At 71.3% G+C, this 25,117-nt stretch carries 23 protein-coding genes, 2 tRNA genes and 1 pseudogene; 21 read left to right on the top strand and 5 right to left on the bottom strand.

Annotation, left to right across the window (positions count from 1 at the left end; genetic code table 11):
* The 5 genes and pseudogenes from ABZ898_RS19680 to obgE all read left to right on the top strand — a co-directional run.
* Positions 1-204 (top strand): annotated as a pseudogene (locus ABZ898_RS19680) (phosphocholine cytidylyltransferase family protein); the annotation flags it as partial.
* Positions 192-1,253: an iron-containing alcohol dehydrogenase family protein gene (locus ABZ898_RS19675; protein ID WP_361660097.1), complete on the top strand. Its 1,062-nt coding sequence runs from the start codon at positions 192-194 to the stop codon at positions 1,251-1,253. The pseudogene ABZ898_RS19680 and the gene ABZ898_RS19675, both read left to right, overlap by 13 nt.
* A gap of 191 nt (positions 1,254-1,444) precedes the next feature.
* Positions 1,445-1,765, top strand: a complete 321-nt coding sequence (rplU, locus tag ABZ898_RS19670; protein ID WP_030815038.1) for a 50S ribosomal protein L21 — start codon at positions 1,445-1,447, stop codon at positions 1,763-1,765.
* A gap of 14 nt (positions 1,766-1,779) precedes the next feature.
* Positions 1,780-2,034, top strand: coding sequence for a 50S ribosomal protein L27 (gene rpmA, locus ABZ898_RS19665; protein WP_147986439.1), 255 nt, complete (start codon positions 1,780-1,782; stop codon positions 2,032-2,034).
* A gap of 128 nt (positions 2,035-2,162) precedes the next feature.
* Entirely contained in the window at positions 2,163-3,608 is a 1,446-nt protein-coding gene (gene obgE / locus ABZ898_RS19660; protein ID WP_361660094.1) for a GTPase ObgE, read from the top strand.
* A gap of 117 nt (positions 3,609-3,725) precedes the next feature.
* On the opposite strand, the gene ABZ898_RS19655 is transcribed toward obgE, so the two are convergent.
* Together ABZ898_RS19655 and ABZ898_RS19650 are read right to left on the bottom strand one after the other, a co-directional pair.
* A complete protein-coding gene (locus ABZ898_RS19655; RefSeq protein WP_361660091.1) occupies positions 3,726-6,029 on the bottom strand; it encodes a CDP-glycerol glycerophosphotransferase family protein in 2,304 nt (767 codons plus the stop codon).
* 582 nt (positions 6,030-6,611) lie between these two features.
* Positions 6,612-7,340 (bottom strand): hypothetical protein, encoded by a 729-nt coding sequence (locus ABZ898_RS19650; RefSeq protein WP_361660088.1) that lies wholly within the window; start codon positions 7,338-7,340, stop codon positions 6,612-6,614.
* A 173-nt stretch (positions 7,341-7,513) separates the two neighbouring features.
* Here ABZ898_RS19650 and proB point away from each other — a divergent pair, with 173 nt between their 5' ends.
* The 5 genes from proB (at position 7,514) to ABZ898_RS19625 (ending at position 12,366) form a co-directional block, all read left to right on the top strand.
* Positions 7,514-8,620 (top strand): glutamate 5-kinase, encoded by a 1,107-nt coding sequence (gene proB / locus ABZ898_RS19645; protein ID WP_361660123.1) that lies wholly within the window; start codon positions 7,514-7,516, stop codon positions 8,618-8,620.
* Between the two features lie 160 nt (positions 8,621-8,780).
* The gene (locus tag ABZ898_RS19640; RefSeq protein WP_361660086.1) at positions 8,781-9,206 is read left to right on the top strand and encodes a hypothetical protein; all 426 of its coding nucleotides are present in this window, start codon (positions 8,781-8,783) and stop codon (positions 9,204-9,206) included.
* Between the two features lie 73 nt (positions 9,207-9,279).
* Positions 9,280-10,566, top strand: coding sequence for a glutamate-5-semialdehyde dehydrogenase (locus ABZ898_RS19635; protein ID WP_361660083.1), 1,287 nt, complete (start codon positions 9,280-9,282; stop codon positions 10,564-10,566).
* Positions 10,567-10,652: 86 nt separating this feature from the next.
* A complete protein-coding gene (locus ABZ898_RS19630) occupies positions 10,653-11,210 on the top strand; it encodes a hypothetical protein (protein ID WP_361660080.1) in 558 nt (185 codons plus the stop codon).
* Between the two features lie 88 nt (positions 11,211-11,298).
* Positions 11,299-12,366, top strand: a complete 1,068-nt coding sequence (locus ABZ898_RS19625) for a hypothetical protein (RefSeq protein WP_361660078.1) — start codon at positions 11,299-11,301, stop codon at positions 12,364-12,366.
* 27 nt (positions 12,367-12,393) lie between these two features.
* Here ABZ898_RS19625 and ABZ898_RS19620 read toward each other — a convergent pair whose 3' ends face one another.
* Positions 12,394-13,485 (bottom strand): M48 family metallopeptidase, encoded by a 1,092-nt coding sequence (locus ABZ898_RS19620; RefSeq protein ID WP_361660075.1) that lies wholly within the window; start codon positions 13,483-13,485, stop codon positions 12,394-12,396.
* A 99-nt stretch (positions 13,486-13,584) separates the two neighbouring features.
* Between ABZ898_RS19620 and ABZ898_RS19615 the strand changes: the two genes are divergently transcribed.
* The 10 genes from ABZ898_RS19615 to ABZ898_RS19570 all read left to right on the top strand — a co-directional run bounded on the left by ABZ898_RS19615 (position 13,585) and on the right by ABZ898_RS19570 (position 18,823).
* Entirely contained in the window at positions 13,585-13,749 is a 165-nt protein-coding gene (locus tag ABZ898_RS19615; RefSeq protein ID WP_361660072.1) for a hypothetical protein, read from the top strand.
* A 133-nt stretch (positions 13,750-13,882) separates the two neighbouring features.
* Positions 13,883-14,047, top strand: a complete 165-nt coding sequence (locus ABZ898_RS19610; protein WP_361660069.1) for a hypothetical protein — start codon at positions 13,883-13,885, stop codon at positions 14,045-14,047.
* Between the two features lie 55 nt (positions 14,048-14,102).
* On the top strand, positions 14,103-14,780 hold the full coding sequence (gene nadD / locus ABZ898_RS19605) for a nicotinate-nucleotide adenylyltransferase (protein WP_361660067.1): 678 nt from the start codon (positions 14,103-14,105) through the stop codon (positions 14,778-14,780).
* A 16-nt stretch (positions 14,781-14,796) separates the two neighbouring features.
* Entirely contained in the window at positions 14,797-16,518 is a 1,722-nt protein-coding gene (locus ABZ898_RS19600) for a LytR C-terminal domain-containing protein (protein ID WP_361660064.1), read from the top strand.
* 161 nt (positions 16,519-16,679) lie between these two features.
* Positions 16,680-17,123 (top strand): ribosome silencing factor, encoded by a 444-nt coding sequence (gene rsfS / locus ABZ898_RS19595; protein ID WP_361660061.1) that lies wholly within the window; start codon positions 16,680-16,682, stop codon positions 17,121-17,123.
* Positions 17,123-17,791, top strand: coding sequence for a histidine phosphatase family protein (locus ABZ898_RS19590; RefSeq protein ID WP_361660058.1), 669 nt, complete (start codon positions 17,123-17,125; stop codon positions 17,789-17,791). Before rsfS ends, ABZ898_RS19590 begins: the two co-directional genes overlap by 1 nt.
* A 106-nt stretch (positions 17,792-17,897) precedes the next feature.
* A tRNA-Ala gene (locus tag ABZ898_RS19585) sits at positions 17,898-17,970 on the top strand.
* 248 nt (positions 17,971-18,218) lie between these two features.
* Positions 18,219-18,392 carry a hypothetical protein gene (locus tag ABZ898_RS19580; RefSeq protein WP_361660055.1) on the top strand — a complete coding sequence of 58 codons (174 nt, stop codon included), beginning with the start codon at positions 18,219-18,221 and terminating at the stop codon, positions 18,390-18,392.
* A gap of 3 nt (positions 18,393-18,395) precedes the next feature.
* Positions 18,396-18,629 carry a hypothetical protein gene (locus ABZ898_RS19575; RefSeq protein WP_006136074.1) on the top strand — a complete coding sequence of 78 codons (234 nt, stop codon included), beginning with the start codon at positions 18,396-18,398 and terminating at the stop codon, positions 18,627-18,629.
* 121 nt (positions 18,630-18,750) lie between these two features.
* Positions 18,751-18,823, top strand: a tRNA-Ala gene (locus ABZ898_RS19570).
* A 114-nt stretch (positions 18,824-18,937) separates the two neighbouring features.
* On the opposite strand, the gene ABZ898_RS19565 is transcribed toward ABZ898_RS19570, so the two are convergent.
* On the bottom strand, positions 18,938-20,548 hold the full coding sequence (locus ABZ898_RS19565; RefSeq protein ID WP_361660052.1) for an NADH-ubiquinone oxidoreductase-F iron-sulfur binding region domain-containing protein: 1,611 nt from the start codon (positions 20,546-20,548) through the stop codon (positions 18,938-18,940).
* Entirely contained in the window at positions 20,545-21,792 is a 1,248-nt protein-coding gene (locus tag ABZ898_RS19560) for a cytochrome b/b6 domain-containing protein (protein WP_361660049.1), read from the bottom strand. Before ABZ898_RS19560 ends, ABZ898_RS19565 begins: the two co-directional genes overlap by 4 nt.
* A 401-nt stretch (positions 21,793-22,193) precedes the next feature.
* On the opposite strand from ABZ898_RS19560, the gene leuS reads away from it, so the two are divergent.
* Positions 22,194-25,082: a leucine--tRNA ligase gene (leuS, locus tag ABZ898_RS19555; RefSeq protein ID WP_361660046.1), complete on the top strand. Its 2,889-nt coding sequence runs from the start codon at positions 22,194-22,196 to the stop codon at positions 25,080-25,082.
* The last annotated feature ends 35 nt before the right edge of the window (positions 25,083-25,117 follow it).

Genomic DNA, 25,117 nt, shown 5'->3' with positions numbered 1-25,117 from the left:
GAGGGCGACGCCGCCGAGGAGCTGGCCGACGCCCTGCGCGCCACCTTCGAGCGCGACCCGCAGCTGTACTACGAGGACGGTTACCAGGAGCTGGTGAACCGCGGCTTCAAGGTCGACGTCCAGCCGATCGGCGACGTCTCCTGGGTCGAGATCGACAACCACGACGACCTCGCTCGGGGACGGGAGATCGCGTGCCGATACTGACGAGGCTCATCCCCTCGCCGGTCGTCGTGGACATCCGCCCGGGTGCCCTCGCCGACCTGGCCGCCGTCCTCGCCGACCAGCGCATCTCGCACTCCGGCCGCCTCGCCGTCGCGGTCAGCGGCGGCTCCGGCGCCAGGCTGAAGGAGCGGGTCGCGCCGCAGCTGCCGGGTGCCACCTGGTACGAGGTGGGCGGCGGCACGCTGGACGACGCCGTACGGCTCGCCGACGAGATGAAGTCCGGCCGCTACGACGCCGTGGTCGGCCTCGGCGGCGGGAAGGTCATCGACTGCGCCAAGTACGCGGCGGCCCGCATCGGCCTGCCGGTGGTCGCGGTCGCCACCAACCTCTCCCACGACGGCATCTGCTCGCCGGTGTCCATCCTGGACAACGACGCGGGCCGCGGCTCCTACGGCGTGCCCTCGCCCATCGCGCTGCTGATCGACCTGGACATCATCCGGGAGACGCCGGTGCGCTTCGTGCGCTCCGGCATCGGGGACGCCGTGTCGAACATCTCGGCGGTCGCGGACTGGGAGCTGGCCAACCGGGTCAACGGCGAGAAGATCGACGGTCTCGCCGCCGCCATGGCCCGCCAGGCCGGCGAGGCGGTGCTGCGCCACCCCGGCGGCTGCGGCGACGACGCCTTCCTCACCGTGCTCGCCGAGGGGCTCGTGATGTCCGGCATCGCCATGTCGATCGCCGGTCACACCCGTCCCGCCTCGGGTGCCTGCCACAAGATCAGCCACGCGTTCGACCTGCTCCACCCCAAGCGCGCGGCCAGCCACGGCGAGCAGTGCGGCTTCGGCGCGGCCTTCGCCATGCATCTGCGCGGCGACCACGAGGGCTCGTTCCTCATGGCCGCCTCGCTGCGCAGGCACGGGCTGCCGGTGCTGGCCGAGGAGATGGGGTTCAGCGCGGAGGAGTTCGTCGGCGTGGTGGAGTTCGCGCCGGAGACCCGGCCGGGCCGCTACACGATCCTGGAGCACCTGGAGCTGTCCCCGGACCGGATCAGGCAGGCGTACGCCGACTACTCGGCCTCGCTGAACGGCTGATCAGGGCCCGGTTTGACCCGTACGGGACGCGCCCGTACCCTTGACCGTCGGCGTGTCATTTGAACATGCCACATCCTCGTAAACCTTCTCCTCCCGGTCGCCCCGGTGCGGTCGGGAGAGGTCGTTCATGGCGTAGTGCCGGTCCGGCTGGCCTGCGGGGGTGCCGTCCTTCGAGCGAAAGTGAGATCCGCGTGTACGCCATCGTGCGCAGCGGTGGTCGCCAGCACAAGGTTGCTGTCGGCGACATCGTTGAGGTTGACAAGATTTCCACGGCCAATGTGGGCGACACGGTCGAGCTCTCGACCCTGCTCGTCGTCGACGGCGACTCCGTGACCAGCGACCCGTGGGTGCTGGCCGGCATCAAGGTCCAGGCCGAGGTCGTGGACCACCACAAGGGCCAGAAGATCGACATTCTGCGCTACAAGAACAAGACCGGCTACCGCCGTCGTCAGGGCCACCGCCAGCAGTACACGGCGATCAAGGTCACTGAGATCCCCGCGGCTGCGAAGTAAGGGACTGAGAACACATGGCACACAAGAAGGGCGCATCGTCCACCCGGAACGGTCGCGACTCCAATGCCCAGCGGCTCGGCGTGAAGCGCTTCGGCGGTCAGGTCGTCAGCGCTGGTGAGATCCTCGTCCGCCAGCGCGGCACCCACTTCCACCCCGGCGCGGGCGTCGGCCGTGGCGGCGACGACACGCTGTTCGCGCTGCTGCCCGGTGCGGTGGAGTTCGGCAGCCACCGCGGCCGCAAGGTCGTGAACATCGTTCCGGTCGCCTGAATCGTCTGATTCACGGCCGCGAGCGTAAAACCACGCGAGGCGGACCTCACTTCCCGGTTCGGGAAGGCAGGTCCGCCTTTCGCGTGTTGACATAGGTATTACCCGTACTTTTCTGGAGGCACCGAACCATGACCACCTTCGTGGACCGCGTCGAACTGCACGTCGCCGCGGGTAACGGAGGCCACGGCTGTGCCTCCGTCCACCGTGAGAAGTTCAAGCCGCTCGGCGGTCCGGACGGCGGAAACGGCGGACGGGGCGGCGACATCATCCTCACCGTCGACCAGTCCGTGACCACGCTGCTCGACTACCACCACTCCCCGCACCGCAAGGCCACCAACGGCAAGCCCGGCGAGGGCGGCCACCGCTCCGGCAAGGAGGGCCAGGACCTGGTGCTCCCCGTCCCGGACGGCACGGTCGTCCTGGACAAGCAGGGCAACGTCCTGGCCGACCTCATCGGGGAGGGCACCTCCTTCGTCGCCGCGCAGGGCGGCCGGGGCGGCCTCGGCAACTCCGCGCTCGCCAGCGCCCGCCGCAAGGCCCCCGGCTTCGCGCTGCTCGGTGAGCCCGGCGACCTCCGGGACGTGGTCCTGGAGCTGAAGACCGTCGCCGACGTGGCCCTGGTCGGCTACCCGAGCGCGGGCAAGTCCTCGCTGATCTCGGTGCTCAGCGCCGCCAAGCCGAAGATCGCGGACTACCCCTTCACCACCCTGGTGCCCAACCTCGGTGTGGTGACGGCCGGTTCGACCGTCTACACCATCGCCGACGTGCCCGGTCTGATCCCCGGCGCCAGCCAGGGCAAGGGCCTGGGGCTGGAGTTCCTGCGCCACGTGGAGCGTTGCTCGGTCCTGGTGCACGTGCTGGACACCGCCACGCTGGAGTCCGACCGCGACCCGCTCTCCGACCTCGACATCATCGAGGAGGAGCTGCGGCAGTACGGCGGCCTGGAGGACCGGCCCCGCATCGTCGTCCTCAACAAGATCGACGTGCCCGACGGCAAGGACCTCGCCGAGATGGTCCGGCCCGACCTGGAGGCACGCGGCTACCGCGTCTTCGAGGTGTCCGCGGTCGCCCACACCGGGCTGCGCGAGCTGAGCTTCGCCCTCGGTGACCTGGTGGGCCAGGCGCGTGCCGCCAAGCCCAAGGAGGAGGCGACGCGCATCGTCATCCGGCCCAAGGCCGTGGACGACGCGGGCTTCACCGTCACCCGCGAGGAGATCGACGGCGAGCCGCTGTTCCGGGTGCGCGGCGAGAAGCCGGAGCGCTGGGTGCGCCAGACCGACTTCAACAACGACGAGGCCGTCGGCTACCTCGCCGACCGGCTCAACCGCCTCGGTGTCGAGGACCGGCTGATGAAGGCGGGCGCCCGCACGGGCGACGGCGTCGCCATCGGCCCCGAGGAGAACGCGGTCGTCTTCGACTGGGAGCCCACGGTCACCGCCGGCGCCGAGATGCTCGGCCGCCGTGGCGAGGACCACCGCCTGGAGGAGGAGCGCCCGGCGGCGCAGCGCCGCAGGGACCGTCAGGCCGAACGCGACGAGGCCCAGCAGGAGTACGACGACTTCAAGCCGTTCTGACGCGGTGAACCGGGCCGGCGCCTCGCGCCGGCCCCGGGACCGGCGGCCGTTCGCCGAAACGACAAGAGGGCGGGCCGGAGGGAGATCCCTCCGGCCCGCCCTCTTCGTCGCGTCGGGTCAGACGTTGATCAGACCGGCCTCGCCGGACGGCTGGCGCGGGATGTGCGCCTTGGCCAGGGTGGAGGGCGCGGGCGCCGGGGTCCGCTCGTCCAGGGGGATCACCTCGGGGGAGGGCTCCTGGCCGAGGAACAGGTGGCGCACCACGCGCTCCGCCGCGTTGCCGTCGTCGAACTGCACGAAGCGCTCACGGAACGCCGACCGCAGCTCGCTCGCCTTGTCGCTCTTCCACTCGCCCGAGCGGAAGACCTCGATCAGCGCGTCCTCGCTGGTCGCGGTCGCGCCCGGGGTCTCGCCCGGCTTGCCGGAGAGGATGTCGAAGTAGACACCGCGGGCCCGGCTGTAGACCTCCCAGTCGTCCGCGTACGTGACGATCGGGCGGTCCAGGCACGCGTAGTCGAACATGATGGAGGAGTAGTCGGTGATCAGCGCGTCGGCGGCCAGGCAGAGGTCCTCCACCACCGGGTACTTCGACACGTCCTTGATCAGACCGCGCTCCTGGAGCGCCTCCAGGCGGGGGTCGCTGCCGTAGAAGTAGTGGGTGCGGACTAGCACGACGTGGTCCGGGCCCAGCTCACGGCAGAAACGCTCCAGGTCGATGCGGGGCACGTAGCCCTTCTGGTAGTCACGCACCGTCGGGCAGTACAGGATCGCCGTCTTGCCCGGCTCGATGCCCAGCTCGGCGCGGATGCGGACGACGTCCTCGGCGGTGGCCCGGTAGTAGACGTCGTTGCGCGGGTAGCCGTACTCGACGGCCTCGAACGCGCAGGGGTACACCCGCTCCCAGATCTCCGAGGAGTGCCGGTTCGACGTCAGGCTCAGGTCCCACTTGTCGGCCCGCTCCAGCATCTTGCCGAAGCTCATGTTCTTGGCCGCCGCAGGGTACTTCTGCTGGTCGATGCCCATCTGCTTGAGCGGGGTGCCGTGGTGCGTCTGCAGGTGCACCTGCTCGGGGCGCTTCACGAAGTCGTTCGGGAAGTTGACGTTGTTGACCAGGTACTTGGCGCGGGCGATGACCTCCCAGTACCGGGGGGAGTTGGCCACCACGTAGTCGACGCCGGCGGGGACGGTGTCCACCGCGTCCTTCTTGATGATCCACACGCCGTGCACGTCCGGCGCGAGTTCCTTCGCCTTCTCGTAGATCGCGGCGGGGTTGCAGGCCACACCGCGGTTCCAGTAGGCGGCGTAGACGGCGAGCTTGTCGTCGACCGGGCGGCGCAGGTGCAGGCGGTACAGGCGGTTGTACGCGGTCTTGCCGAGCTTGTGCTTGGCCTTGGTGGCCCGCTGGATGACCTGGCGGCGGGTGTCCGCGGCCTTCGTCACGGCCGCGTACGCCGCGTAGGAGCCGCGCTCCAGCAGCTGGAACCTGACGCCCTGCGAGCCCTCGGGGAGGACGAAACCGCTGGGCCGGTAGCGCTTGTACTGGGCGGCCGACAGCTTGAAGAACTCCGCGCGGTCCTTGGGGACGATGCGGTCCTCGCGCATGAGGGTGAACAGGAAGTGGCTGGCCATGCGCTCGAAGAGCAGCGCGCGCACCGGCGCGGTCTCCGGGTGCTCGTCGAGGAACTCGAAGAGGCGGGCGTACTGCTCGAAGATGCCGAAGTGCTTGCGGCCGGGCGTCCGCATGGAGTTGCCCTGGCGGCGCTGGCGGTACTCGACGCAGACGTGGTCGAGCGCGGCGATGGTCTCCGCGGTCAGCATGGTCTTGTAGACCATGAGGGCGTCTTCGTAGATGCCGTCGGTGAACGTGAAGTTGTGGTCCGTGACGTAGAAGTCACGCCGGTACACGCGGTTCCACACGACGGCGAACATCGTGAGGAACTCGGGGCGCTCCAGCGCGGTGAACACGTCCGAGCCCGCGCTGCTGAGCAGTTCGCCGGCCGCGCTCGCCTGGACCCGGTTGTTCCAGTAGGTGCGCACGTGGTTGAGCAGCAGGATGTCCGGGTCGCCGGTGGCATCCAGCCGCTCGGCTATCGCCTGCAGCGCGCCCTCGGCGAGGGTGTCGTCGCTGTCCAGGAAGAGGATGTACTCGCCCCGCGACTTCAGCGCGCCGGCGTCGCGCGCCTTGCCGATGCCCTGGTTCTCCTCGAGGTGCACCGGCACGACACGGCTGTCGAGGGCGGCGTACTCGTCGAGTATGCGACCGCAGGAGTCGGGCGACTTGTCATCTATCGCGATGACCTCGAAATCGCCGAACGACTGCGAGAGGATGGAATCCAAGCATGCACGCAGGTATCCCTGGACTTTGTAAACGGGGACGACAACGCTGATTTTCGGCGAAGCGTTTCCATTCGCAATAGGCATGCTTCGGGGCTCCTGAGACTGTCGATCAAACTCAACTGCGCCCCGTCGCGTGAACCGCGGCGAGGCGCGAGAGGTACAGGGAGGGCAAGGTAAACGTGCGGATAATCGTAGCCTACGCCCCTCTGAGACAGTCATGTCCGACGGGTGGCCTGCCTCACGGGAGCCGGCGCTCACGGCCCGGTCCGGTCCCCGGCTCGTGAGGGAACGGCGAAGAGCTGGTCACCTGAGGCCAAGGGGCGGACGGCACCGGGGCCGGACCGGTCCACAGTCGTGACGCAAGTGTTGCCGTTCGGTGAGCCGAAGTGGACCGCGCGGGCGGAGTGTGCGGATGTTGTGCTTCGTCCCACATCCGGCCACTCGTGACGTAAAACCGACTCGCGTTTGTGCGCGATGTCCGGGTTGCCCGCATATATTGCCCGGGTATATCGGTGTCACGCGTGGTGACCCGAGTGGCGGGAGTGGAATTCCTTTACCGGTGCTTTCCTGCGGCGCTGTGAATGCCGCGTAAATTACCGCGCACCTGCGGCGCCGGGGCGAATGGGCCGGGAGCCCGGGATTCGCGCTCCGTACCGGCGCCGCATTTCAGGCCCTCAGATCCGCCTCGTCGCCCATCACCACGACCGGATGCTCCGCCGGATCGAGCGTGCGCAGCAGATACTCCATGTCCGCCCCGGACTGGCTCACGCACGCCGACGTGCCGCTGCCGTGATCCATGTGCAGCCAGATCCCGCCGCCCTTGGACTGCCCCTGCGGCCTGGTCTGGTCGTTGGGCGCGGTGCCCCGGACCCGGTTGTAGTCGATGGCGATGACACGGTCGAAGTCGTGCCAGTACGACTTCTTCCAGTAGTGCGGCGCCTGGAAGGCGGCCGACTCGGTGTACGGCAGCCTGGCGCCCTCGGGCGCGGCCAGCACCCCGCCCGCGTCGCTCAGCGTGAACACCCCGACCGGGCTGCGCAGATCGTCCTCGTGGTGGTCGGTCGTCCAGCCCTTGCGGCCGTTGTGCGTGTCCCAGGCGCGCTCCCGGGTCCAGACCGACCCCTTCCTCGTGTACAGCGCCGCGTGCGACTCCGCCGAGTCCCGGCCCTCGCCGGAGACCAGCAGCACCTGCCGGGACTCGGCGGGGACCCGCTTCCACAGCCGGTCCCCGACACCGGGGACCCGCTTCAGCACCGTCTCGCGCGGCTTCCCGTCGGCACGGTCCCGCGCGCCCGGCTTGTCGTGCTCCGGGCCGCCGCACCCCACCGCACCTAGGACGAGCAACGCCCCGCCCACCGCGGCCGCAGCCGCTCGCACCGCAACGCCGTTTCGCATGGGCTCCATGGTCCCAGAACGTGCCCCGTCCGCACGGCCGCAGTCCCCCGCCCGCCCCGTCCGCCTGCTGAAACCCGGCTGCACCGGCCGCGCCCATTCACGTAGATTGCGGGCACGGCAGCCGGACCGGGGTCAGAGGAGAAGCGGGCAAGGTGGCAAGCGCAAGGCAGACCGTGGGCGACGCGCGGCGGATCGTCGTCAAGGTGGGGTCCTCCTCACTGACCACCGCCGCCGGCGGACTCGACGCGGACCGCGTGGACGCGCTGGTCGACGTGCTGGCGAAGGTGCGCGGCGGCGGGGAGAAGGAGATCGTGCTCGTGTCCTCCGGCGCCATCGCCGCCGGACTCGCCCCGCTCGGCCTGGAACGCCGCCCCAAGGACCTCGCCCGCCAGCAGGCCGCCGCCAGCGTCGGCCAGGGCCTGCTGGTCGCCCGCTACACCGCCTCCTTCGCCCGCTACGGCGTCCGCGTCGGCCAGGTCCTGCTCACCAGCGACGACATGAGCCGCCGCGCCCACCACCGCAACGCCTCCCGCACCCTGGACAAGCTGCTGGCGATGGGCGCCTTCCCCATCGTCAACGAGAACGACACCGTCGCCACCGACGAGATCCGCTTCGGCGACAACGACCGCCTCGCCGCGCTCGTCGCCCACCTCGTCCGCGCCGACCTCCTGGTCCTCCTCTCCGACATCGACGGCGTCTACGACGGCGACCCCGCCCGCCCCGGCACCTCCCGCATCGCCGAGGTGCGCGGCCCCGCCGACCTCAGCGGCGTCGAGATCGGCAGCGCGGGCAAGGCGGGCGTCGGCACCGGGGGCATGGTCACCAAGGTCGAGGCCGCCCGGATCGCGGCCGCCGCCGGCATCCCCGTGGTGCTCACCAACGCCGTGCACGCCGCCGACGCCCTCGCGGGCGGCGACACCGGCACCTGCTTCCACCCCACCGGCAAACGCTCCGCCGACCGGCTGCTCTGGCTCCAGCACGCCTCCACCCCGCAGGGCTCGCTCACCCTGGACGACGGCGCCGTGCGCGCGGTGGTCGAGCGCCGCACCTCGCTGCTGCCGGCCGGGATCGCCGCCGTCACCGGCGAGTTCAGCGCCGGGGACCCGGTGGAGCTGCGGGACCGGGCCGGGCAGGCGGTGGCGCGGGGGCTCGTCAACTTCGACGCCAGGGAACTGCCCCAGTTGCTCGGGCGTTCGACCCGCGAGCTGGCACGCGAGCTGGGCCCCGCCTACGAACGCGAGGTCGTGCACCGGGACGACCTGGTACTCCTGCACCCCTGACCGGCGCCCCCGCCCCGGGAAAGCCGGGCACACCGGGGGACCCCGGTGGGGGACGTTCCGTAAAACCGCCACGCGGAGCCCTGCGGCCTGCTCAACTTTGTTGCGGGGGCGTGTTGAAGGGACACGCTCCGTCAAGGGGCCATGCGTGAAGGAGGCCGTCGTGAGACGAGTCCGTCCTGGGGCGGCGTCCCGCGGTGCTCTGACGAGCGTCGCGGCCGGGGACACCTACGAGGAGCCCAAGGACCTGCCCCGCCTGTGGCACGTCACCCTCAGCGTCTCCGGGGAGCACGTCCCCGTGCAGGACCTGCGACGGGCCCTGGAACAGCTCGCCCACGACCATCCCTTCCTGCTGACCAGCAGATACGCCGGCGACCACGCGGAGATCCGGTACTGGGAGGAGGCCCGCGACCTGCACGACGCGGCCGCCGTCGCGCTGCGCCTGTGGGGCGAGCACCGGCAGACCGCCGGACTGCCGCCCTGGGAGATCGTCGGCCTCGAGGTCATCGACCGCGAGACCTACCACCAGCGCCTCGCCGAGGGCTACGGCCCCGCACCGGCCACCCCCGTGGGCGTCCATCCCTTCTGAGGGCTCCTTTTGTCCCGTCTCGCGGTGTGGAACAGCCTCCGGACGGCCTCGCGCCCCGCACTACCCTTCCCCCATGACCACGCTCTCCCCGCACGACTCCCTCTCGCCGGTCACCCGGGCCGCCCGCCGGGCCAAAGCCGCCGCCGCCGACCTCGCGCCGCTGCCGCGCGCCGCCAAGGACGAAGCGCTGCTCGCCGTGGCCGACGCGCTGGAGGTCCGCACCGCCGAGATCGTGGCCGCCAACGCCCGTGACGTGGCCAGGGCGCGGGAGAACGGAACGAGCGAGTCGGTCGTGGACCGGCTCACCCTCACCCCCGAGCGGGTCCGCGCCATCGCCGCCGACGTGCGCGACGTGGCGAAGCTGCCCGACCCGGTCGGCGAGATCGTCCGGGGCGGCACCCTGCCCAACGGCATCGACCTGCGCCAGGTCCGCGTCCCCCTCGGCGTCGTCGGCATCATCTACGAGGCCCGGCCCAACGTCACCGTCGACGCCGCCGCGCTCTGCCTGAAGTCCGGCAACGCCGTCCTGCTGCGCGGCTCCGCCTCCGCCTACGAGTCCAACACCGCCCTGGTCGGCGTGATCCGGGACGCCGTCGGCGGCGCCGGGCTGCCCGCCGACGCCGTGCAGCTCGTGCCGGGGGAGAGCCGGGAGAGCGTGCACGAACTGATGCGCGCCCGCGGCCTGGTCGACGTGCTCATCCCGCGCGGCGGCGCCTCCCTGATCCGGACCGTGGTCGGCGAGTCCACCGTCCCCGTCATCGAGACCGGCACCGGCAACTGCCACGTCTACGTGGATGCCGACGCCGACATCGACATGGCCATCGACATCCTGGTCAACTCCAAGGCCCACCGGGTCAGCGTCTGCAACGCCGCCGAGACCCTCCTGGTCCACCAGGACATCGCCGCCGCCTTCCTGCCCCGCGCCCTGGACGCGCTGGCCGGCGCCGGGGTCACCGTGCACGCCGACCCGCGCGTGCTGGCCCACGCCGAGGGCACGAAGGCGACCGTGGTGGAGGCCGTGCCGGAGGACTGGGAGACCGAGTACCTGTCGTACGACATCGCCGCCGCCGTGGTGGACTCCCTCGACCAGGCCGTGGAGCACATCCGGCGGTGGAGCTCCGGCCACACCGAGGCCATCGTCACCACCAGTCAGCAGGCCGCCCGCCGCTTCACCCGTCTGGTCGACTCCACCACGGTCGCCGTGAACGCCTCCACCCGTTTCACCGACGGCGGCCAGTTCGGCTTCGGCGCGGAGATCGGCATCTCCACCCAGAAGCTGCACGCCCGGGGCCCCATGGGCCTTCCGGAGCTGACCAGCACCAAGTACATCGTCACCGGCGACGGACACGTACGCCCCTGAGCGCACCGCTCGGCGACGGCCGCGGGGCGGCGGAAGAATTTCCTTACGGTCTGCCCAAATTGACCCCCCAGGTCTACTCTGGACCCGTGCCGGAGGACGTGGGGGGCACGCCGTTCCCGGACGGCTGGGAGCCCGACGACGACCACGACCGCGGAGCGCCGGACGAAGAGTTCGCCTCTGTGGTCTTCGACGCGGCCTTCGTGGCCGCCGCCACCATCCATGAACCGTCCGCGGTGGAGCGCCTCCTCGCCGCCGCCGAGGCGCGGGCGGAGGCGTCCGAGAACGACCCCCGCCGCACCCACGCGCCCGCCGACCCCTACGACGACGGGTACGGCCCCGAGGGCGGCGCTTTCGGCCACGACCCGGACGAGGACTGGGACGGCCGCTACGCCTACGACGGTCACGACGGACCGCTCGCGGGGCTGCGCTGGCACCGGCCCGTGGCCTGGGTGCTCGCCGTGGTGATGGGCGTCGGCATGGTCGCGCTGGCCTTCGCCGCCGTCTACCGCGGCGCCTCCTCCGGCAGCCGCGACCAGGTGCCCGCCCCCGCCTCCACCGGCCTCGGCCGGGACGGCGCTGCCGCCCCCTCGGTCTCCGCCGAACACTCCCGGCCGGCCGTCCCGGCGCTCCCGCCCACCCCCTGACGTCCGCTGTCCCACTTGGTGGGAACCTGTCAGAAGTTGTCGCGTACCAGCGCGTTTACCCGAGCCTTCCGCGACCTACTCTGAAGGTATGGGCGGGCCTGGAGACCCACCGGAGGGGACACCCGAGGGCGGCCCCGGAGGTGCCGAGGACGAGTACCGATCCGTCGTGTTCGACGAGTCGTTCGTCCGTGCTGCCCGGCTCCAGGAGTCCTCCGCGCGCGAACGCGTCACCGACCACGCCCCCGCCGTGCGCCGCCGTCCGCCCCTGCGCCGGGGCCTCACCCGGCAGGCGCTGGTGCTCCTCCTGCTCCTTGCCGTCGCCTTCGGCACCGCCATCTTCCTGGGCTTCCGTCACCCGTACGGCTCAACACCCCCGAGGCGGTCCGCCGAACCGCTGCGGATGACCGTCGTCCCGCTCGCCCCGCGCGGCAAGGTGCCCGGCGCCCCCGACGCCCGGAGCCTGTACGCGCGCAGCCCCGCCGCCCGGTTCGCGGTGGGCCTCGCCGGGATTCCGCTGCCCCCCTCCCGTCCCACCGCGCACTTCTCGGACAGCCAGATCCTCGCGGCCCTCGACACCGCCCGGAAATACGTCCTGCACTCCGCACTCGACCCCGAGGTGCTCACCGGCCGCCAGGTCCGCCCCGTACGGGCCCTGCTGGACGCCGGTCAGCTCGACCAGTTCGACCGCGGCCTGCGCGCCCCCGCCGCCGACGGCCGCGACGCCCCCACCGGCTGGATGATCCGCTTCGACCCCGCCCGCACCGCCCTCGCCGACAACGACATCCGCGTCCGCGGCGCCCTGCGGGTGCGCGAGACCGACGCGGCCACCCTCCAGGTCGTCGCCGACGGCACCTTCGTCTACGCCCTGCGCGCCCCCGGCACCGAGGGCAGGACCCCGGTCTCGCTGTTCACCGTCCGCCGCGAGCTGGTCTTCCGCTTCGACCGCGACAGCCTGCGCGTCGGCCAGACCCGGCTGGCCACCTCCACCACCCAGGCGGGCCCGCTGTCCTGCTCCGAGGACACCAGCGCCTATCTGCGCCCCCTGCTCGCCGGGGAGCGGGCCAAGGCGGGCGGACCGCCGGGCACCGACCCCTTCGGAAGCGATGCCCCGGCCCTGTGCGGCACGCTCGCCGACTCCGCCCAGCTCACCGGGTGAGGGTTAGCCCTCAGCCCCTCAGCCCCCTCAGCCCTCCGCCGGGCCGTCCCCGGACGGCGCGTCCTTGGGCGGGGCCTGGCCGGCGAAGCCGTTGAAGCCCCGCCGCACCCGGCCGCCCAGGTCACCGGCACCGCCCGCGATGTCCGACACCAGCTTCATCAGCGGGTCCTTGCTGGTGCGCACCCCGTCGGCGTAGCTCGCTGCCGACTGCCGGAAGGACTCGCCGACCCGGGCCTCCTTGTCCTCCTCGCGGCGCGGGTAGTGGCCGTCCATGATCCGCTGGAAGTCGCGCGACTCGGCCCACCGCTTCAGCTCGGCCGCCCGGACCGTGGTGAAGGGGTGCGAGCGCGGCAAAACGTTCAGGATCTTCAGCACCGAGTCCCTGAGGTCGCCCCCGGACTCGTACTCCTCGGCCTGCTCCAGGAAGGCGTCCACGTTCATCTCGTGGAGGTGGTTGCCGCCCGCGATCTTCATCAGACCGCGCATCGACGCCCGCAGGTCCTGGCCCACCAGCAGCCCGGCCCGGTCGGCCGACAGCTCCGACTTGCGGAACCACTCCCGCAGCGCCGTCACGATCGCCATGACCGCCACATTGCCCAGCGGGACCCACGCCACCTTCAGCGCCAGCGAGGTCAGGAACAGCAGCACCGTGCGGTACACGGAGTGACCGGACAGCGCGTGGCCCACCTCGTGGCCGACGACCGCCCGCATCTCCTCCTCGTCCAGCAGCTCCACCAGACCGGTGGTCACCACGATGATCGGCTCGTCCAGGCCGATGCACATCGCGTTCGGCTTCGGGTCCTGCGTCACGTACATCGCCGGGACCCGGTCCAGGTCCAGGATGTAACAGGCGTCGCGCAGCATGTCGTTCAGATGGGCGAACTGGCGGTCGGAGACCCGCACCGAGTCGGACAGGAACAGCAGCCGCAGACTGCGCTCGGGCAACAGCCCGCTCAGCGCCTTGAACACCGTGTCGAAACCGCTCAGCCTGCGCAGGGCCACCAGCGCGGAACGGTCGGCCGGATGCTCGTAGGCGCGCGAGGAGATCCCCGGAAAGCGGCTGCGCGCCCGGCCCGGCGCGCGCTCGCGGCCGGCCTGTTCGTGGCGGTCTTCGGACATGTCTTCCCCCTGCGTCTCGGATGCCGCTGCGCCCCCCCGGACCGGGCTCAGCCTAGGCGGAGATACCGTGGACGGGCAGAGCCCCCGAGGAGTCATGTCATGGAGCACCACCCCGCAGCCGCCCGGCTGACCGAGGCCGCCGCGAGCGCCGTCCAGCAGCAAGGGCCGGGAAACCTGCTCCGGATCGTGCTGATCGTGATGGTCCTGGGCTGCGCGCTGACCGCCTGGTTCCTCCTGCGCGGCTACAAGCGCAAGGACGACTGACGCCGGGCGGAGGTTCCCGCGCGCCGCGCCGCTCAAGGGCCCTGTGCCGGAGTCGGCGTGATCGTCCGGGGGGCGCCCGCTTACGATGAGCAGACGTCTTTATCCCGCCCACACGCGATAGGTCCTGCCGAAGATGAGCTTCCACAGCACCGCTGCCCAGTTGGTCACCCTCGCCGCCGAGGGCGGAGAACACGGCGGCAACCACAACAGCCTCAACCCCGCGGTCACGGGCGGCGGCGCCCTGATCATCCTGCTGCTCCTGCTGTGGATCACCACCCGCTTCAACCGCGACCGCTGAAGCCCGACCGGTCCCCGGCAGGAAGCCGCAGGCCGGGCCGGTAGGGTCTGCACGCATGGGAGAGCAGGACATGCCTACCGGTCCGGCGGAGCGCGCCGTAAACGATCCGGCACGGGACACGGCTGACCACGGCCCCGCCCGCACGGGCCGGCGCAGGCTCGGCGTCATGGGCGGCACCTTCGACCCGGTCCACCACGGGCACCTCGTGGCGGCCAGCGAGGTCGCCGCCCGGTTCCACCTGGACGAAGTGGTGTTCGTGCCCACCGGCCAGCCCTGGCAGAAGTCGCACCGGAACGTCTCTCCGGCCGAGGACCGCTACCTCATGACGGTCATCGCGACCGCCGAGAACCCGCAGTTCTCCGTCAGCCGCATCGACATCGACCGCGGCGGCCCCACCTACACCGTGGACACACTGCGCGACCTGCGCTCCCTCAACCCCGACACCGACCTGTTCTTCATCACCGGTGCCGACGCCCTCGCCCAGCTCCTGACCTGGCGGGACTCCGAGGAACTCTTCTCCCTCGCCCACTTCGTCGGCGTCACCCGCCCCGGCCACCAACTGACCGACGCCGGGCTGCCCGCGGGGGGTGTCTCCCTGGTCGAGGTGCCCGCGCTGGCCATCTCCTCCACGGAGTGCCGGGCGAGAGTCGCCAAGGGTGACCCCATCTGGTACATGGTCCCGGACGGGGTCGTCCGCTACATCGACAAGCGTGAGCTGTACCGCGGCGAGTGAGCCGAGAGGGGCACCGGTGAACGACCGATACGAAGCTGGGTACGGCGACGACCAGTACGGGGGGCAGGAGCAGTACGAGATCGTCGGCTACGACGACTACGGCCGCCCCGTGTACCAGCAGGTCCCGTCCCGCCCGCCGCAGCAGCAGACCTACGACCCCTACGGGCAGCGGCAGGACTACGCCCAGGGCGGCTACGACACCGGGCGGCAGCAGCCCATACCCCCCGCCTACGACCCTTACGCGGCCCAGGAAACGGCCTACGACCCGTACGGCGCCCAGGGACACGACCCCTACGGGCAGGCGGCGGCGAGCGAGCGGCAGCCGCGCGTCACCGGACAGACCGCCTACATCCCGCAGCAGGACGGACCCGCCCCCGACGGCCGGCCGTCGCGGCCCCTGCCGCAGCAGCCCGAGGAGGACGACGGGCGGACGCCCCCGGCCCGCGCCGAGCGCCAGGAGGACGGCGAGGACGGGCAGTTCGCGTTCGTGGAGGAGCCGGACGGCGAGTCCGAGGACGTCATCGACTGGCTGAAGTTCACCGAGAACCGCACCGAACGCCGCGAGGAGGCCCGCCGCCGCGCCCGCACCCGGGTCATCGCGCTCTGCGTGGTCCTCGCCCTGGTCGTGGCGGGCGGCGCCGGCTACCTCTGGTACGCTGGGAAGCTGCCCGGCGTCTCCTCGCCCGCCGCCGCGAACGGCACCGCCGTCGCCGCGGGCGCACAGAAGCGCGACGTGATCGTGGTCCACCTGCACAACACCGGCAAGCGCGACACCTCCACCGTGCTGCTCGTCGACAACACCACGACCAAGCGCGGCACCACCGTCCTGATCCCCAACTCCCTGGCGCTGACCGACGATTCGGGCACCACCACCACGCTCGCCAAGTCGGTGGACGGCGACGGCTCCTCCGGCACCCGCGACCAGCTCGACACTGTCCTCGGCACCGACATCCAGGGCACCTGGCGGCTGGACACGCCGTATCTGCAGAACCTCGTCGAACTGGTCGGCAACATCGAGATCGACACCGACACCGACGTGCCCGACCCGGACGCCAAGAAGAAGGGCTCGGCCCCGCTGGTCCACCAGGGCAAGGCGCAGACCCTCAGCGGCAAGATGGCCGTCGCCTACGCCACCTACCGGGGCCCCGGCGAGACGGAGAACGCCCAGCTCGCGCGGTTCGGCCAGGTCATGCAGGGCGCGCTGCGCAAGCTGTCCTCCGACCCGTCGGCCGCGACGACCACCGTGCAGACCCTCGCGCAGATCCTCGACCCGCCGCTGACCGACAAGGACCTGGGCACCTTCCTCGCCAGGCTGGCCGACCTCGCCAAGGGCGGCAAGTACCGCACGGTCCCGCTGCCGGTGCAGGCCGACGGCACGCTGACCGCCGCCACCGGCGACAGCGTCGTCAAGAACGTCCTGGGCGGCACCGCCAAGAGCCCCGACGCCGGCTCCGCGCTCCGGGTCGCGGTGCAGAACGCCACCGGCACCAAGGACGACACCGAGAAGGCCCGGGTGGCCCTGCTGGGCGGCGGCTTCGGCTTCATCGAGGGCGGCACCGCCGCCGCCGGCCAGGCCGCCTCCGAGGTGGTCTACTCCGACGCCGCCGACAAGCAGAACGCCGCCGAGGTCGCCAAGACCCTGGGCCTGCCCGCCGGCTCGGTGAGCAAGGGAGCGGTCTCCTCCGGCGCCGACGTCCTCGTCGTCCTCGGCCAGGACTACCGGCCCGGCACCTCCTGACGGCCGCGGCGCACCCCATGTGAACACCGGAACACGTGGGGTGCGTCCGCCCGCCCGTGAGACCCTTGAAGTCCCGGTGCCTTCCCCGGTGCGCCCCGCGCCCCGCTGGCCCGTCCCGAACGCTTCGCATCCGCGTCCCGTCCTCGAACGAAAGCCGCACAGTGACCGCCACCGACCGTTCCCTCGAACTCATCAACGTCGCCGCCCAGGCGGCCGCCGACAAGCTCGCCCACGACGTCATCGCCTACGACGTCAGCGACGTGCTGTCGATCACGGACGCGTTCCTGCTGGCCTCCGCCCCGAACGACCGCCAGGTCCGGGCGATCGTCGACGAGATCGAGGAGCGCCTGCAGAAGGAGCTCGGCGCCAAGCCCGTCCGCCGCGAGGGCGACCGCGAGTCCCGCTGGATCCTGCTCGACTACGTCGACATCGTCGTCCACGTCCAGCACAGCGAGGAGCGCGTCTTCTACGCCCTGGAGCGCCTGTGGAAGGACTGCCCCGAGCTGGAGCTGCCCGAGGAGGCCAAGGCCACCCGCGGCAAGGCCCAGGAGCACGCCGAGCTGCACGCGGACGAGGCCGGTGACGAGACCGGCCTGGAGCGCTGATGAGCGCCACCGGTGAGGTGACCGACCGCCCCGGGCGGGGCCGCCGCGTCATCCTGTGGCGGCACGGCCAGACCGCGTGGAACGTGGAGCGCCGCTTCCAGGGCACCACGGACGTGGAGCTGACCCCGGCCGGCATCGCCCAGGCCCGCCGGGCCGCCCGGCAGCTCGCCTCGCTGCGGCCCGACGCCATCGTCGCCTCCGACCTCAAGCGCGCCTCCGACACGGCCGACGAGCTGGCCGCCCTCACGGGCCTCGACGTCGCGCGCGACGAGGCCCTGCGGGAGACCTACGCGGGCGTCTGGCAGGGCCTGACGCACGAGGAGATCATCGCCAGGTTCGGGGACGACTACGCCGCGTGGAAGCGCGGCGAGCCGGTCCGGCGCGGCGGCGGCGAGCTGGAGACCGAGGTCGCCGACCGGGCCGCCCCCGTCGTGCTGCGGCACGCCGAGAAGCTGCCCGAGGACGGCACGCTGGTCGTCGTCAGCCACGGCGGCACCATCCGCACCACCATCGGCCGGCTGCTCGGTCTGGAGTCCCGCCACTGGGAGAGCCTCGGCGGGCTGACCAACTGCTGCTGGTCCGTGCTCGGCGAGGGCGCCTGCGGCTGGCGGCTGCTGGAGCACAACGCGGGCAGCCTGCCCGAGCCGGTCCTCGGCGACGACGACTGAGCCCCGCCGGCACCCCCGGCGGGTACGGCCGGACCCGGATTTCACTTTCCGGCAGGTCACAGGCTAAAGTTCTTCTTGTTCGGCCCGCGGAGCGGGAAGAACGCGAGGGGCTATAGCTCAGTTGGTAGAGCGCCTGCATGGCATGCAGGAGGTCAGGAGTTCAATTCTCCTTAGCTCCACAGATCGGCACTCGTACCGGGTGTCAAGAGATCGGTGATGAAGATCCCGTCCCTTCGAGGGGGCGGGATCTTCTGCTTCTCCCCCCTCTTGAGTCGTTCGCGTTCCATGGTCGTATACCTCTGTGAACGGTGTTCGCCCAGGGGCGACCGTGTCCGGACCGGTACTGAGGCGTCGCTGACCGTGCAGGCCCGGCCGTGGCAGAATCAGACGGCCGGAAGGGGGCTCGGCCCGACGGGAGGGAGTGGCGATGTCTGCGAGCATCCTTGGGGAGGTCGGCGGCCTCCTCGGGGCGGCGTGGATACGGGACACGGCCACCCGGCTCGACTGCCCTTCCTGCGGTTCCGCGCACGTGGCCCAAGTCCTCGGCGACAACGGCGGAATCTCCTACGTGTGCACGGCCTGCGGCCACAGCTGGAGCTGAGCGATGGGTGCACACAGGCGGAAGTGCGACTGGTGCGGGAGCGGCACCCCGATCGTCCGCGACATGGAGCCGATCAACCCCGACTACCAGTACTGGTGCGAGGAATGCGCGCGGGCGCTGATCATAAAAGGCGACCCCATCGAGACGTACCGCGAGCTCGAGGGCGAACCGATCTACGGCCGGCTGCTGGAGGAGCACTGCACCCTCAAGCGGTTCTACTCCTTCGTGACGGCATAACGGGCATATCGTCCGTACGGGCTCGGGGTGGGGGCCGGGGCCGGGAACCGATTTGGTGTTCCACCCCCAGGTCCGTGTAATGTTGGCATCGCCGCCGGGGGAACCGGGCGGAAAACAGCAAGGGGCTATAGCTCAGTTGGTAGAGCGCCTGCATGGCATGCAGGAGGTCAGGAGTTCAATTCTCCTTAGCTCCACAGAAAACGAAGGCGGACCGTCGTAAAGACGGTCCGCCTTCGGCGTATTGCACCCTCCGGTGCGCCCGCCGGCCAGGGAGGGCCGCCCGTTCCCGGACGGCCCTCCCCGGCGCGTCAGCGTCCCAGCGCGCGCCGGCCGCGGGTCTGGGAGACCACCGGGAGGTTCCGCGCGGGCGCCTGGCCCCGGGTGTCCTCCTCGATCCGCAGGGCCAGCGCCGGGCAGCGGCGCACCGCCCGCAGCGCCTTCGCCTCCGCGTAGCGCGGCACCTTCGCCTGGGCGACCGTCGGGAAGCCGTCCGCGCCCAGCTCGAAGACCTCGGGGAGGATGTCCGCGCACAGGCCGTGGCCCCGGCACAGCGTCCAGTCGACGTAGATGTTCTGGCGGCTGCCGCCCGGCTCCTCCGGCTGCGCCGCGCCCGTGATGCCGGCGGGGAGCTTGCCGTCCTCGAAGAGCGGCAGGACGCCCTCCACGGGCCGTCCGCAGCCGTTGCCGAGGACATGGGCGGCCAGGTCGTCCGTGAACGCCTTGATGGTCGACTCCAGGAACATCGCCGACCCGTCGGGGTGCGAACACGCCCCGCGCCGCTTCACGTTCTTGGCGACCTGCTTCAGCGCCTCCAGCGCGGCCGGGCCGCCGCCGTTGATGATGTCCTCCAGGCCGCGCGCGGCCGCGGGCAGTCCGAGGTAGCACGGGCCGCACTGCCCGGCGCTCTCGTCCGCCAGCCACTGCGCCACGCGCAGCGACTCGCCCAGCGGGCACGTCTCCTGACTGATCGGCAGGATCGCGCCCGCGCCCAGCGCGCCGCCCACCGCGTCCAGCGAGTTGCGCGAGACGACCGCCTCGTTCACCGTCGCCGCGTCGATCCACTTGCCGTGGTAGCCGCCGGTCAGCACGCCCTGCGGCACCGGCGGGGCACCGGCGAGCTGGAGGATGTACCGCAGCGGCACACCGGTGGGCGCCTCGATCACCATCGGGCGGGCCACCGCGCCGGACACCGTCAGCATCACCGTGCCCGGCTCGTCGTAGAGCCCGGTGTTGCCGTAGCGCTCGGGGCCGATGCGGGCGGCGATGGCGAGCTGGGCGAACGTCTCCGCGTTGGACAGCAGGGTGGGCACCCCGCCGACGCCGCTCTGCGAGGCGCTGATCTTGCGGCCGGGCGGGATCGCCGGGCCGCCGTCCACCGAGCGGATCAGGGAGGCGGCGGCACCCGTGACCATGCGGACCGGGTTGCGCTGCACCCAGGCCCGCAGGGCCGAGCGGCGGGAGTTGCTCAGGCCGCGTTCGGCGAGGGCGGCCTCCATGGAGCGCTGCGTCGATTCACGGGTGACGCCGATCACCAGCGTGCGCGCGCCCATCGCCTCGGCGCACAGCAGGGCGCCGTCGAGGATGAGGTGCGGGGCGCGGTTGATCAGGACCGTGTCCTTGCGGCAGGCCGGTTCGTCCTCGCTGCCGTTGACGACGACGACCGGCCGTACGCCCTTCTTGATCGCCGACTCGGCGACCGAGCGGAGTTTCTTGTGGAAGGGGAAGCCCGCGCCGCCGCGGCCCTTCAGATTGATGCTCTCGGCGAGTTGCGCGAGCTGTTCGCCGCCGAGCGGCTCGAGCGGCCCGTGCACCTTCAGATGCATGGGCAGGTCGAGCCGCTCCACAAGGTCGAAACCCGACGTGAGCTGGGGAAGTCCGACCACGCGGACTTCAGGGACGTCGGGCAGGGCCTCGTTCACCTATGGCCTCCGGAAGGCATGTTCCAGGGTTCGCCCGAACCCGGCGCGTCGTAGCCGGCGCCGGGGGTCGCTTGCGAGGCGGGACCGCTGTTGAACGTTTCGGGTGAGTTGTACGTCCCGTACCGGGCGTTCGTCTCACCGCTGTTGTGCACATCACTTCCGCCGTACCCGGGGGCGCCCGGATTGCCATAGGCGGGGATGTTGTATCCGGTGTCCTGGAGCGGGTCGTAGGAGGAGGGCGGGGCCTCGCCGACCGGGGGCGGGGACGGTACGGGCCAGCTGGAGGCCGGGCCCGCGGGGCCGGAGGGATTCGGGACGCGGGGCATCGCCTCGGTCGGCTGCGCGTCCCGGCTGCCGCCGTAGGGCTGCTGGGCGGCGCCCGGACCGTTCGCGGTGCGGTAGGCGGCGGCGAAGCCGGGGTCCGGGGCCGGGGCGGCCGGGGACTGGTAGAGCGGGCTGCCGCCGGAGGGGGCGCGGCGGGGTTCGCGGCGGTTGTCGAAGCCCGGCTCGGACATCCGGCTGCGGCTCGCCTCCAGACGGTCCAGGTCGGAGGACTCGCCGCCCCCGAACGCGCCGACCAGACGGCCGGCGAGCCTGCGCTTGACCGGGCGCGGCGCGGCGCGCAGCGCGAGACCGGCCATCACGCCGAGCAGGGAGAGGCCGTAGAGGATCACGAAGATCGGCTTGGCCTGGCGACCCGCGTAGAGCCCGTGCACCAGGGCCGCGCACCACGCCGGGTAGGCCAGCATGTGCATGGCGCGCCAGCGGGCGGCCACGGGGGCCGGGGCGGCGAAGTTGCTGCGCAGGGCGCCGGTGACCCCTACGAAGATCATCAGCAGTCCGGCCAGGGAGCCGAGGCCGATCAGGCCGCCGCTGCCGGTGAGGCCGCCGGAGAAGGGGATGAGGGCCGAGATCAGCTGGGTGTGGTCCAGCGCGATCTTGGTGGTGATGTGCAGCAGCAGGAACGCGATCGAGCCGACCGCCGTCGTCCGGTGCACCGCCTGGCCGATGATCCGCTGGCGGGTGTTCAGCAGCACCCGGTCCTGGGCGACCAGGCCCCAGATGACCGAGCAGCTCAGGCAGACGAGGGACAGCACGCCCGCGCCGAAGTTCAGGAACTCTTGGAACTGGCTGCCTCCCACCAGCACGATCACCGGTATGAGCAGCAGGACGACAGCGGACGCCACCCCGTAGGCCGACCGGCCTGGCTTGGGGAGCGAGCTGTTACTACGACGAGGGTTCATGGGGGCAACTCCGAGCAGTTTCGGGAAGGCGGTCCCGCTGCCGAACTCTAGGTGGAGCCATACCGATCAGTACGAGGTTTGAGTTATTGCGTTGTTATCAAAGGACGAATCACCTGCGGCGTCGTCCCTTAGTGACTGTTACGCGAAGTAATCCTTGACCCGGATTCAGATCTGGCGGCCGTACGGACATGTCTCACCTGCATACGCACGCGCGTCGCGGCTTGCTCAAGGGCTGCGGTACCCTAGCGCCATGCGTGCTGTACGCCTTCTGCTTAGCGAGCCGCGCTGATCAGTCCCGACCACCGGTCGCCCGGCGGGTCGGCATCGGCGCGGCTTCCCCTCCTGTGCGAGGGGTTTTTTCGTTTCCGCGGGCAGAGACGATCGATGGAGCTTTGAGGATCATGAGCGAGACGAACCCCGCCACCGCCGCCGCGTCGGCGGAGGCCGCGCCGCACCGCTACACGGCAGCCCTGGCGGCCGACATCGAGGCACGCTGGCAGGACTTCTGGGACGTCGACGGCACCTACGACGCGCCGAACCCCACGGGTGACCTGGCGGGCGACGCCGCGCTGGCGGCGAAGCCCAAGAAGTTCATCATGGACATGTTCCCCTACCCCTCCGGCGCCGGCCTGCACGTCGGCCACCCGCTGGGGTACATCGCCACCGACGTCTACGCCCGCTTCCAGCGCATGACCGGCCACAACGTCCTGCACACCCTGGGCTTCGACGCCTTCGGCCTGCCCGCCGAGCAGTACGCGGTGCAGACCGGCACGCACCCGCGCGTGTCCACCGAGGCCAACATGGAGAACATGAAGGCGCAGCTGCGCCGCCTGGGCCTGGGCCACGACAAGCGCCGGTCGTTCGCCACGATCGACCCCGAGTACTACAAGTGGACGCAGTGGATCTTCGTCCAGATCTTCAACTCCTGGTACGACCAGGACGCGAAGAAGGCCCGCCCCATCTCCGAGCTGGTCGCCCTCTTCGAGTCCGGTGAGCGCCCCGTACCGGGCCACACGCGCGCGTGGAGCGAGCTGACCGCCGCCGAGCGCGCCGACGTCCTGGGCGAGTTCCGGCTGGCCTACGCCTCCGACGCGCCGGTCAACTGGTGCCCCGGCCTGGGCACCGTCCTGGCCAACGAGGAGGTCACCGCCGACGGCCGCTCCGAGCGCGGCAACTACCCGGTCTTCAAGGCCAAGCTGCGCCAGTGGAACATGCGCATCACCGCCTACGCCGACCGCCTGCTGGAGGACCTGGACGGGCTGGACTGGCCCGAGGCCATCAAGCTGCAGCAGCGCAACTGGATCGGCCGCAGCGAGGGCGCCCGCGTCGACTTCCCCGTCGACGGCGAGCGCATCACCGTCTTCACCACCCGCCCCGACACCCTGTTCGGCGCCACCTACATGGTGCTGGCCCCCGAGCACCCGCTGGTGGAGAAGTTCACCCCCGACGCGTGGCCCGAGGGCACCCGCGAGGCGTGGACCGGCGGACACGCCACCCCGGCCGAGGCCGTCGCCGCCTACCGCGCGCAGGCCGCCGCCAAGTCCGACGTCGAGCGGCAGGCCGAGGCCAAGGACAAGACCGGTGTCTTCACCGGCGTCTTCGCGGTCAACCCGGTCAACGGCGAGCAGGTCCCCGTCTTCATCGCCGACTACGTCCTGATGGGCTACGGCACCGGCGCCATCATGGCCGTCCCCGCCCACGACACGCGTGACTTCGCCTTCGCCCGCGCCTTCGAGCTGCCCATCCGCTGCGTGGTCGAGCCCACCGACGGCCGCGGCACCGACACCGCCGCCTGGGACGACGCCTTCGCCTCCTACGAAGCGAAGCTGGTCAACTCCGCCGGCGACTCCGTCACCCTGGACGGCCTGGCCGTCCCCGAGGCCAAGGCCCGCATCACCGACTGGCTGGCCGAGCAGGGCATCGGCGAGGGCACCGTCAACTTCCGGCTGCGCGACTGGCTGTTCAGCCGCCAGCGCTACTGGGGCGAGCCCTTCCCGATCGTCTACGACGAGGACGGCATCGCCCACGCCCTGCCCGAGTCGATGCTGCCGCTGGAGCTGCCCGAGGTCGAGGACTACAGCCCCCGCACCTTCGACGCGGACGACGCCGACACCCGGCCCGAGACCCCGCTGTCGCGCAACGAGGACTGGGTCCACGTCACCCTGGACCTGGGCGACGGCCCGAAGAAGTACCGCCGCGAGACCAACACCATGCCCAACTGGGCGGGCTCCTGCTGGTACGAGTTCCGCTACCTGGACCCGCACAACGACCGCGAGATGGTCGACCCCGCGAACGAGCGCTACTGGATGGGCCCGCGCGAGGGCATGCCGCACGGCGGTGTCGACCTGTACGTCGGCGGCGCCGAGCACGCCGTGCTGCACCTGCTGTACGCCCGCTTCTGGTCCAAGGTCCTGTTCGACCTGGGGCACGTCTCCTCCGCCGAGCCGTTCCACAAGCTGTTCAACCAGGGCATGATCCAGGCCTACGTCTACCGCGACAGCCGGGGCATCGCCGTCCCCGCCGCCGAGGTCGAGGAGCGCGACGGCGCCTTCTACCACGAGGGCGAGAAGGTCTCCCGGCTGCTGGGCAAGATGGGCAAGTCCCTGAAGAACGCCGTCACTCCGGACGAGATCTCCGCCGAGTACGGCGCCGACACCCTGCGCCTGTACGAGATGGCCATGGGCCCCCTGGACGTCTCCCGCCCCTGGGACACCCGCGCCGTCGTCGGCCAGTTCCGGCTGCTGCAGCGCCTGTGGCGCAACATCGTCGACGAGAACACCGGTGCCCTCACCGTCACCGACGCCGCGCCCGACGAGGACACGCTGCGCGCCCTGAACAAGGCGATCGACGGCGTCGGCCAGGACCTGGAGGGGCTGCGCTTCAACACCGCCATCGCCAAGGTCACCGAGCTGAACAACCACCTGACCAAGGCGTACGGCAGCGCCGGTGAGCTGCCCCGCGCGGTCGCCGAGCCGCTGGTGCTCATGATCGCCCCGCTGGCCCCGCACATCGCCGAGGAGCTGTGGCGCAAGCTGGGCCGCACCGACTCCGTCGTCCACCAGGACTTCCCGGTCGCCGACCCCCGGTACCTGGTCGACGACACCGTGACCTGCGTCGTGCAGATCAAGGGCAAGGTCAAGGCCCGCCTGGAGGTGCCGCCGGCCATCTCCGACGAGGAGCTGGAGAAGGCCGCGCTGGCCGACGAGAAGGTCGTCGCCGCGCTGGGCGGCGCACCGGTCCGCAAGGTGATCGTGCGCGCGCCGAAGCTGGTCAACATCGTCAGCGGCTGAGGTCCCGCCCCGGCAGAACACCCGGTCCGCCGGGT

Origin of the sequence: Streptomyces sp. NPDC046860, from assembly GCF_040645115.1 — a bacterium.
GTDB lineage: Bacteria > Actinomycetota > Actinomycetes > Streptomycetales > Streptomycetaceae > Streptomyces.
This window is presented reverse-complemented; position numbering and strand designations above follow the sequence as displayed.